At 48.5% G+C, this 9,195-nt stretch carries 9 protein-coding genes; all 9 read right to left on the reverse strand.

Annotated elements, in window-relative coordinates; translation table 11 throughout:
- Positions 1-231: 231 nt before the first annotated feature.
- Positions 232-1,182, reverse strand: a complete 951-nt coding sequence (locus tag ACFW2W_RS08040) for a F0F1 ATP synthase subunit gamma (RefSeq protein WP_378175745.1) — start codon at positions 1,180-1,182, stop codon at positions 232-234.
- A gap of 89 nt (positions 1,183-1,271) precedes the next feature.
- On the reverse strand, positions 1,272-2,789 hold the full coding sequence (atpA, locus tag ACFW2W_RS08045; RefSeq protein WP_378175747.1) for a F0F1 ATP synthase subunit alpha: 1,518 nt from the start codon (positions 2,787-2,789) through the stop codon (positions 1,272-1,274).
- Between the two features lie 186 nt (positions 2,790-2,975).
- Positions 2,976-3,533, reverse strand: a complete 558-nt coding sequence (atpH, locus tag ACFW2W_RS08050) for an ATP synthase F1 subunit delta (RefSeq protein ID WP_378175749.1) — start codon at positions 3,531-3,533, stop codon at positions 2,976-2,978.
- The gene (locus ACFW2W_RS08055) at positions 3,533-4,102 is read right to left on the reverse strand and encodes a F0F1 ATP synthase subunit B (RefSeq protein ID WP_378175751.1); all 570 of its coding nucleotides are present in this window, start codon (positions 4,100-4,102) and stop codon (positions 3,533-3,535) included. The genes atpH and ACFW2W_RS08055 overlap by 1 nt, the downstream gene beginning before the upstream one ends.
- Positions 4,103-4,199: 97 nt before the next feature.
- Entirely contained in the window at positions 4,200-4,634 is a 435-nt protein-coding gene (locus tag ACFW2W_RS08060; protein WP_378175754.1) for a F0F1 ATP synthase subunit B', read from the reverse strand.
- A gap of 173 nt (positions 4,635-4,807) precedes the next feature.
- Positions 4,808-5,053, reverse strand: a complete 246-nt coding sequence (gene atpE, locus ACFW2W_RS08065; RefSeq protein ID WP_015112744.1) for an ATP synthase F0 subunit C — start codon at positions 5,051-5,053, stop codon at positions 4,808-4,810.
- Positions 5,054-5,269: 216 nt separating this feature from the next.
- The gene (atpB, locus tag ACFW2W_RS08070) at positions 5,270-6,031 is read right to left on the reverse strand and encodes a F0F1 ATP synthase subunit A (protein WP_378175758.1); all 762 of its coding nucleotides are present in this window, start codon (positions 6,029-6,031) and stop codon (positions 5,270-5,272) included.
- Positions 6,032-6,084: 53 nt separating this feature from the next.
- Complete coding sequence (locus ACFW2W_RS08075) at positions 6,085-6,528, reverse strand: ATP synthase subunit I (RefSeq protein WP_378175761.1); 444 nt, start codon at positions 6,526-6,528, stop codon at positions 6,085-6,087.
- Positions 6,529-6,988: 460 nt separating this feature from the next.
- The coding region (locus tag ACFW2W_RS08080) for a CHAT domain-containing protein (RefSeq protein ID WP_378175764.1) at positions 6,989-9,195 on the reverse strand (2,207 nt) is incomplete at its 5' end.

Consider the following 9,195-nt stretch of genomic DNA (forward strand, 5'->3'; position numbering starts at 1 on the left):
ATCGCTGAAGGGCGAGGAACTACTAAGCATAGGTTCAGCTGATTAATAAATTGCCAGATGCTCTAAAGTCGCTATATCTCACATCTTGCACCTAGCGGTTGCAACCGCCAGGTGCAAGATGTGAGTTCTATAAAAAATACATTCGAGAAATTACAGAAGTCTTTCATTACTATAAAAAATGCGTCCGAGATTTTTCGGACGCATTCTATTATTTCAACTTGAAAGCGAAATCTAACCTTGTAGCGCCTCGGCACCGCCGACGACTTCTAAGATTTCCTGGGTGATTGCCGCCTGACGCGCTTTGTTGTACTTCAGAGTGAGAGTACCAATCAGATCCTTGGCGTTGTCGCTGGCGTTGTTCATCGCCGTCATCCGTGCCGCTAGTTCGCTCGCCGCCGACTCTTGCAAAGCCCGCAGCAACTGGTTATTCAGATACAGCGGCAGGAGGGCATCAAGAATCTGCACCGGATCTTGCTCGAAGATCATGTCCCGTGGGAACTCTCGAACTTGGGCAGAGACTTTCTCCCGCGTTACCTCAAAATCGCCGCCCCTAGTTGTGAGGCGGAAGATTTCATCATCTCTTGCTTCTAGTCCTTGCGTAGTCAGCGGAAGCAAGGTTTGCACCACTGGGCGAGAGCTGATTAAAGAGACAAACTTGGTGTAGACCAATTCAATCCGGTCTACGCTCTCTGAGAGGAACAAGGACAGCAGTTCGTCAGCGATTCTGGATGCTTCGGCTGCTGTGGGAATTTGCTCTAAGCCGGTATAAGTGGCGTTAATGGGCTGGTTACGACGCTGGAAGTACTGGATGGCTTTGCGCCCTACCAGCACATATTTATAGTCCCGACCTTCGGCTTGTAGTTCCTTGGCGCGGTTTTCAGCGCGACGGATGACGTTGGTGTTGTAGGCACCGCAAAGACCGCGATCGCCTGTAATGACCAAAATTCCTACAGACCGAACATCCCGGTTTCTCAACAGAGGCAGATTTGCTTCTTCAAACCGCAGACGGTTTTGCAGACCGTAGAGAACCTGAGCGAGGCGGTCGGCAAAGGGGCGAGTGGCAGTTACCTGTTGTTGGGCGCGGCGCACCTTGGCGGCGGCAACTAGGCGCATTGCCTCGGTGATTTTTTTGGTGTTTTTGACCGACTGAATGCGATCGCGAATAAATTTCAGATTTGCCATAGTTTTGTCATTAGTCAGTAGTTAGTAGTCATTAGTCAGTAGTCATTAGTTCGAGAGCTAACGACCAATGACCAATGACTAACGACAAATTACGCCATTGCCATGAAGGTCTTCTTAGCTTCAGCGATCGCTTCTTTGAGAATACCTTCCGCTTCTTCCGTCAGCTGCTTCTGACTGCGGAGGATTTCCATGTACTTCGGCTTGCTGGTTTTCAGGTAATCCCGCAGCGATCGCGCAAAAGGAGCCACCTTGTCTACAGGAATATCATCCAAATAGCCATTCAAACCTGCATAAACAACCGCCACTTGCTCAGCCACTGATAGCGGCGAGTATTGCGGCTGCTTCAGAAGTTCCCGCAAGCGCTGACCTCGTGCCAACTGGTCTTGGGTTGCCTTATCCAAATCCGAGGCAAACTGGGCAAAAGCTTGCAGGTCGTCAAACTGCGCCAACTCCAGCTTTAGCTTACCAGCCACCTTTTTCATCGCCTTGGTTTGAGCCGCCGAACCCACCCGCGACACGGAAATACCGGGGTTCACCGCCGGACGCAAGCCAGAGTTGAATAGGTCCGAGGTCAAGAAAATCTGACCATCGGTAATCGAAATCACGTTAGTGGGAATGTAAGCCGAAACGTCCCCAGCTTGGGTTTCGATAATTGGCAGCGCAGTCATGCTGCCTTCACCCAGTTCTGTACTTAGCTTTGCCGCACGCTCCAGCAACCGGGAGTGGAGATAGAACACATCCCCAGGATAAGCTTCCCGTCCGGGTGGACGACGCAGCAGCAAGGACATCTGGCGATAAGCTTGGGCTTGCTTGGAGAGGTCATCATAGATGATGAGCGTCGCCTTGCCCTTGTACATGAAGTATTCTGCCAAACTAGCGCCCGTGTAGGGAGCCAGATATTGCAGCGTTGCCGGGTCGTTGGCGTTTGCCGCTACCACGATGGTGTAGTCCATTGCGCCTCGTTCCTGAAGCACGTTCACCACTTGGGCGACGGTAGAAGCTTTTTGACCGATGGCGACGTAGACGCAAATCACGTCCTCTTCTTTCTGGTTGAGAATAGTGTCAACTGCAATCGAAGTTTTTCCGGTTTGTCTGTCACCAATGATTAGCTCTCGCTGACCCCGACCAATCGGAATCATCGCGTCAATAGCGGTAATCCCGGTTTGCATCGGTTCATACACTGAGCGCCGCTCAATAATTCCTGGTGCGCCTGATTCAATTAGGCGACTTTCTGTAGTATGAAGGTCTCCCTTTCCATCAATCGGACGAGCGAGGGCATCCACAACGCGACCAATCAAGGCTTCGCCCACTGGCACTTGAGCAATCTTGCCTGTGGCTTTAACTGAGCTGCCTTCCTGAATCTGGCGACCATCGCTCATTAGCACCACGCCCACGTTGTCTTCTTCTAAGTTCAGGGCGATGCCAACACTACCGTCTTCAAATTCCACCAGTTCCCCAGACATGACCTTGTCCAGGCCATAAATCCGGGCAATCCCGTCGCCTACTTGCAATACGGTACCAACGTTAGAAACACTAACTTCTCGGTCGTATTGTTCAATTTGCTGCCGAATAATGCTGCTAATTTCGTCAGGTCTGATGCTGATCATGGTTACTTGTTAAAGGATGGAAGGGTTTGTTTTAAAGGTTGAAGGTTGAAGCCTTATATTTTTGCGGTGGTAGGTTGAAAGTTAAAAGTTAAGATTTAAAAATTTCAATTGCTTAACTTGCCAACATCCAATCTGAAAAGTTTCCACCGACAAACTGCTTGTCTTGCCAACTCTCAACTTTCAACTTTAGGCGGCACTGTTCAGGCGTAGGCTAATGCGGCGCAGTTGTCCTCGCAAACTGGCATCCAATACCTGAGACCCTACTTTGATGATGACACCACCAATTAAATCTGGATCTAGTTTGGTATCGAGTTCTACTTGCTGGGCACCGCTAATCGCTTTTACTTTTTCACCGATGGCTTGCTGCTGGGCATCCGAGAGTTCCACCGCTGAGATGACTTCTGCTAGAACAGTCTGATTCAGCTTTCGCAGAAGTGCCTGAAACTGTTTGCATATTCCCTCTAGAAACAGGATACGTCGCCTCTCCACCAGCAGCATCAAAAAGTTGAGGATGTAGGGATGAAGTCCGTCACCAGCAATTTGCCGCAATACGGCTTTTTTATTTTCAGCGTTTACGACTGGATTTCCCAGAAAATGCTGTAGATCCTCGGAGCTTTGCAGGACTGCCAACAAAGAACGCACATCTTCGCCAAACCGCTCTGTCTGGTTCTGCGACTGAGCCAAGGACATCAATGCCTCTGCATACGGCTCTACGATTTCACCGCTAACCATACTACCTTTCATCAGCGACCTCCTACACTAGCGATGCTGCTGTCAATTAATTGTTGTTGAGCAGCATCATCCAATTGGCTTTTGAGTTGCGACTCGACGCGCTGCAACGCCATTGCGGAAACCTGCACTCTGAGTTCGGCGATCGCTCGCTCCCTTTCGGTGTTCAAATCCTCAACCGCTGTTTTTTTCAAGCGTTCGACATCCTTCGCTGCTTTCGCCAAAATAGCTTCTCTAGCTGCCTTAGCACTTTCTTCAGCATCTTTGCGGATTCGTTCTGCCTCCGCTTGAGCCTGAGTTAATTTCTGCTGGGCATCAGAAAGTGCAGCCGCTGCCTCTTTCTGGCGTTGCTCTGCTTCTCCAATCGCCGTTTCAATCCTTGAACGACGTTCGCTTAGGATATTGCCTAATAATTTACGTCCAAAGTAAAACAGTACACCAATAAGAATTGCCAGGTTAATTAGATTGGCTTCAAAAATGTCCGGATTCAGTCCGAAACCACCATGCCCCTCTGCCTCTGCTAATTCAGAGCCAGCTGAGTGAGCCACCTCGGCTAATAAGAAAAAAGTTCCCATGATACCCATCCCATTGAAGTATGAAGTTGGTCATTCGCCATCAATCATTGGCTTTGGTCTAATGACTAATGACTAATGACTAATGACAGCTTTTCCTTCAAGCTCTCTATCTGTTGACCAGCTGCTGTCCCAATATTTTTTCCAGAATTTGGCGACTGAGTTCATCTACCTGGGTCTCAAGAGATTGCAAGGCTTCTTGCTTTTGCTGTCCAATCTCTTGAGACGCCTGTTCTCGTTTTGCAACAGCTTCCTGCTGTGCCTCAGCTATTTTTTGAGCGCCTATTTTCTGGGCATCGGCTTGAGCATTTGCAATCAGCGCTTGAGACTGCCTGCGGGTATCCGCTAGCTGTTGCTCATATTGCTTTGCTAACTGCTCAGCTTTCGCCAAGCGTTCCCGCGCACCCATCTCATTCGTTCTGATGTAATCATCGCGCTCGTCTAGCGCTTTAGTCAGTGGCTTATAGAAAACCACATTTAATACCGCTGCCAATAGCAGAAACTGCACTGCCATCAAGGGCAAGGTAGCGTCGAAATCAAACATTTCTTCCCTCTTTTGCTTGAACAGCAGTTTTAATGGCAAGCAAAATTATCTCACTTGTCATATTCTCTATACCCCCTAGGCATGGGGTTCAACTTACATCAACAGGACTACAAACTAAAAACTTTGTTTTAGTAGAGACGCCAGCGATCGCGTCTCTACTAAAACAAAAAATTTTAAGCGAAGGGGTTAGCAAACAGCAACACTAGGGCAATCACCAGACCATAGATGGTAAGGGATTCCATGAAAGCCAGGGTTAACAGCAAAGTGCCGCGAATTTTACCTTCTGCTTCTGGCTGACGAGCAATACCTTCGACTGCTTGACCAGCAGCATTTCCTTGACCAATACCAGGGCCAATTGCAGCTAAACCAATTGCTAGAGCAGCAGCCAGAACTGAAGCAGCAGAAACCAATGGGTCCATGATTATTTCCTTACCTTAAGTACAGAACAAAAAACAGAGAGTTTGGAGTAGAGGCACGGCACGACCGTACCCTTACAAGTGTTGAGTTTTGAGTCAAGATTTTTAATCTCAAATCCCAAATCTCAAATTCTATCAACTGAGGGCATCCCGAAGGGAATCTGGGGAAGGAGGAATGATTTTATTCATTCTTAATATCCTTCTTCCTTCCTAAGAAGGTCAATGCTCCTCATGCCCTTCATCACCATGCCCCTCCATCGCTTCATGAATGTATGCAGCTGCTAAGGTGGCAAACACTAGAGCTTGAATGGCACTGGTAAATAGCCCCAAAGCCATGACTGGCAGAGGGATAAACAGGGGAACTAGTAGAACTAACACTGCTACTACCAGTTCATCCGCCAGAATGTTGCCAAATAAACGGAAGCTGAGGGAAAGGGGCTTTGTGAAATCTTCTAAAATGGCAATGGGTAATAGGATCGGTGTCGGCTCAATATACTTTTTAAAGTACCCTAAACCCCGCTTGCTAAAACCTGCGTAAAAATACGCTAAAGAAGTTAGCAATGCCAGTGCCACTGTGGTATTGATGTCATTCGTGGGAGCTGCTAGTTCTCCTTCTGGAAGGTGAATTAGCTTCCAGGGAACTAATGCACCAGACCAATTTGAGACAAAGATAAACAAAAACAGCGTGCCAATAAATGGCACCCACGGACGGTATTCTTTCTCGCCAAGCTGGTTTCTGGTCAGGTCTCGAATGAATTCCAGGGCATATTCCATGAAGTTTTGGATACCTTTAGGAATTCTCTGGATATTCCGAGTGGCAGCTAACGAAGCAAGCAGAAGAAGACCAATAACAATCCAGGAAGTGAGAAAAACTTGCCCGTGAATTTTCAGATTTCCCACTTGCCAATAAAGGTGATGACCAACTTCTAGTTTGGCGAGGGGGAATGAATTAAAGGCGGAAAGAATACTTAGCATTTCCATTCAATGAGGGTTCTCCAGGGATTAAAAAGTGGAGAATTCTAACACTGCCTAACTTATCGAGTGTCCGGGAAAAACAAAGTCCGAAGCGTATAGACGAAGAGGGAGGCTTTATAAGTCAGAAATCCCAAAAATACGGGCAGAATCTGTAGCTTATTCACTTGGGTTGCGATTATAATCAACCCAATAAACAGAGCAAACCGAGTCTTGCTCAGACGCTGTTTCTCTGTGCCTAGTTGCTCAACGTCTTTAGCCAACATCCTCAAGTAAACCACACAAGTACACGCCCCTATCAAGTAATTCAGGGCAATGTTGAGGGAGTAAAAAATCCAGACAGAGATAAAAATAATCCCGGTCAAAGCAAGTGTAGTCAGCAACAACTCTTGTTGAAGTTGGTAGTACTCTTGCATGGAGCCAGCTGATTCTGATACAGGCGAACCAGTTTGTGGTAACTCCTCGGTGGTCGGCGTGGTTGTTTGAGATTCGTTTGACAAGTTCACAACTGATGTGTTTCAGCTTGTGCTATTTGGTCTAACTACTACAGGTCAGAACCAAACATTTTGAATATACCATGCAGAGGTAACATTACTTAAAAAAGAATTAAGCCGATGTCAGCGAATTAAAATGCAATACTGTTCATTTGGAGCTAAAAATCCAAAATCTGCGTAGGTTGAGTTGAGGAACGAAACCCAACACGCATAAGCATTTGTTGGGTTTCGTTCCTCAACCCAACCTACAACTCATGGGTTCTCATCCGGGAAGCATTTTACGCATTGGTGTAGGTATCGCCCCGCCCCCGGTTGTAGCAGCTGGCGGCTGTTCTCCTTAGCATAAGCATTTGTTGGGTTTCGTTCCTCAACCCAACCTACAACTCATGGGTTCTCATTCAGGAAGCATTTTACGCATTGGTGTGGGTATCGCCCCCGGTTGTAGCAGCTGGCGGCTGTTCTCCGTAGCTTCTCACTCAGCTTCCCCAATCAACGTGTATGCAGCCCAAGCGCTGGGTTTGTTGGGATATTGTTTCATCGTCGTTAGCATAGCGCTTCGCAAAGCTTGCGCTTTATCAGGCTTTTGTTGCAGATTTCGATAAAATTCGGTCATCAGCAAGGCAGACGGGCTATCGGGTATCGACCACAAGGTGACGATGACACTGGGGACACCCGCAGTAATTAAAGAGCGAGACAGTCCAATTACGCCATCGCCAGTCAGTTTACCTTGCCCAGTGTCGCAAGCACTCAAGACAACTAACTCGGCATTTAGCTTGAGATTGAGGATTTCGCTGGCGGTAAGTAAACCGTCATCTGTTCCGGAAGGGGTGAGAGCAACGGCACCCGGTATACCTAACCCTTGAAAATCATCCAGCAATCCGTGAGTTGCCAGATGAATCATCTTGGCTTTGGGTAGCTTCTGGACAATAGCGGATTCGGTGGCTTGTTTACCAGTCAGGGCTGTCGTGTTCAGGAGACGAGCAATCTCAATCGCTTCCTTCTCGGCACCTGGTAGGGTCGGTAGCGGTTGAGGCTTTTCCCCAACCTTGGGGGCAAGGCTGGGCATAATCGGATTGCCAACGACCAGCACATCCTTAGCTGACCCTGGAACCCGTTGTCGTTGCTGGCGGGTTAACTCCAGTACCTGAATCGAGGGAGCCGTGAGGATAGTGTGTTGTTCGATGAGGTATTTGTTGTTGGCATCTTGGAGGGCAGCAAAGGGAACCAGGAACAAGGATTGTTGAGGGATGAAGATAACACGGGCATTGGGGTCAGTAGACAGGAGGTCGGCAATGGGTTGAATTAGCAGTTGATGAAGTTGCTGTAAGCGTTCAGATTGGTCTGTTTCTAGCTTGGCAACTACGTTTACGTCAAAGATGCTACGACCTCTGACACCCATAGATTTACGGCTGTTGACAACTAACTGTGGAAGCGTTGTATTTTGCTGCTGCCACAGGGGTTTGAGGTCAGCGCGACGAAATGCCACTTCGCCTGTGGGCTGGATTACCCAAATATAGAGTTCTGATTCATGAGGTTCTTGTTTACCCTGAATCTTGAAGTCATCATAAATAATCGAATATTCAACAAGGGTAGCGTTTTGCTGTTTGGCGATTTGTTGAATTTGCTGGATGTTGGGTGGATTTGTAGAGACATTAGGTTGAGCAGATGAAGTGGAGGAGAAGCGTGTAGCCAATAGCTCTACAAATGCCCTGGCACGACCGCTTTCAGCAACTTCTAGAGCAGCAGTGGGTTGATTTTGGGCAATCAGGACTTGTTGCAGCAGGCGATAGGTGCGAGCTTGCTGCTCAAAAATTGACACTTTGTAGGCATCATTGCCACCCAATAGCTCCCGTAGAGATTTGTATGCCTCAATTCCAGCGCGGAGGGTTTTTTCGGCTTGAACGAGATTGCCAGCTTTCTGGAGGGCAAGTCCTAGATTGTTCAGGGATTGCCCCTCCCCCAAACGGTTTTTAATTTCCCGCGCGATTGCCAAACTCTGCTGCTGGTACTCAATCGCCTTGGCGTAGTCTCCCAGGGAATTGTAAGCATTTCCCAGATTGCCCAGGGATTGCCCCTCCCCCAAACGGTCTTTAATTTCCCGCGCGATTGCCAAACGCTGCTGCTGGTACTCAATCGCCTTGGCGTAGTCTCCCAGGGAATTGTAAGCATTTCCCAGATTGCCCAGGGATTGCCCCTCCCCCAAACGGTCTTTAATTTCCCGTGCGATTGCCAAACGCTGCTGCTGGTACTCAATCGCCTTGGCGTAGTCTCCCAGGGAATAGTAAGCATTTCCCAGATTGCCCAGGGCTGCTCCCTCCCCCAAACGGTCTTTAATTTCCCGCGCGATTGCCAAACGCTGCTGGTGGTACTCAATCGCCTTGGCGTAGTCTCCCAGGGAATCGTAAGCATTTCCCAGATTGCCCAGGGCTGCTCCCTCCCCCGAACGGTTTTTAATTTCCCGCGCTATTACCAAACTCTGCTGGTGGTACTCAATCGCCTTGGCGTAGTCTCCCAGGGAATCGTAAGCATTTCCCAGATTGCCCAGGGATTGCCCCTCCCCCGAACGGTTTTTAATTTCCCGCGCTATTACCAAACTCTGCTGGTGGTACTCAATCGCCTTGGCGTAGTCTCCCAGGGAATCGTAAGCATTTCCCAGATTGCCCAGGGATTGCCCCTCCC

Origin of the sequence: Coleofasciculus sp. H7-2, assembly GCF_042747725.1 — a bacterium.
In the GTDB taxonomy this organism is placed as follows: domain Bacteria; phylum Cyanobacteriota; class Cyanobacteriia; order Cyanobacteriales; family FACHB-T130; genus FACHB-T130.

What these genes read in the sequence shown, in the direction of transcription:
- ACFW2W_RS08040 (WP_378175745.1), bottom strand. Translation starts at nt 1,182, where the DNA reads ATGGCAAATCTGAAATTTATTCGCGATCGCATTCAGTCGGTCAAAAAC.
- atpB (WP_378175758.1), bottom strand. Translation starts at nt 6,031, where the DNA reads ATGGAAATGCTAAGTATTCTTTCCGCCTTTAATTCATTCCCCCTCGCC.
- atpA (WP_378175747.1), bottom strand. Translation starts at nt 2,789, where the DNA reads ATGATCAGCATCAGACCTGACGAAATTAGCAGCATTATTCGGCAGCAA.
- ACFW2W_RS08055 (WP_378175751.1), bottom strand. Translation starts at nt 4,102, where the DNA reads ATGGGTATCATGGGAACTTTTTTCTTATTAGCCGAGGTGGCTCACTCA.
- ACFW2W_RS08060 (WP_378175754.1), bottom strand. Translation starts at nt 4,634, where the DNA reads ATGTTTGATTTCGACGCTACCTTGCCCTTGATGGCAGTGCAGTTTCTG.
- atpE (WP_015112744.1), bottom strand. Translation starts at nt 5,053, where the DNA reads ATGGACCCATTGGTTTCTGCTGCTTCAGTTCTGGCTGCTGCTCTAGCA.
- atpH (WP_378175749.1), bottom strand. Translation starts at nt 3,533, where the DNA reads ATGAAAGGTAGTATGGTTAGCGGTGAAATCGTAGAGCCGTATGCAGAG.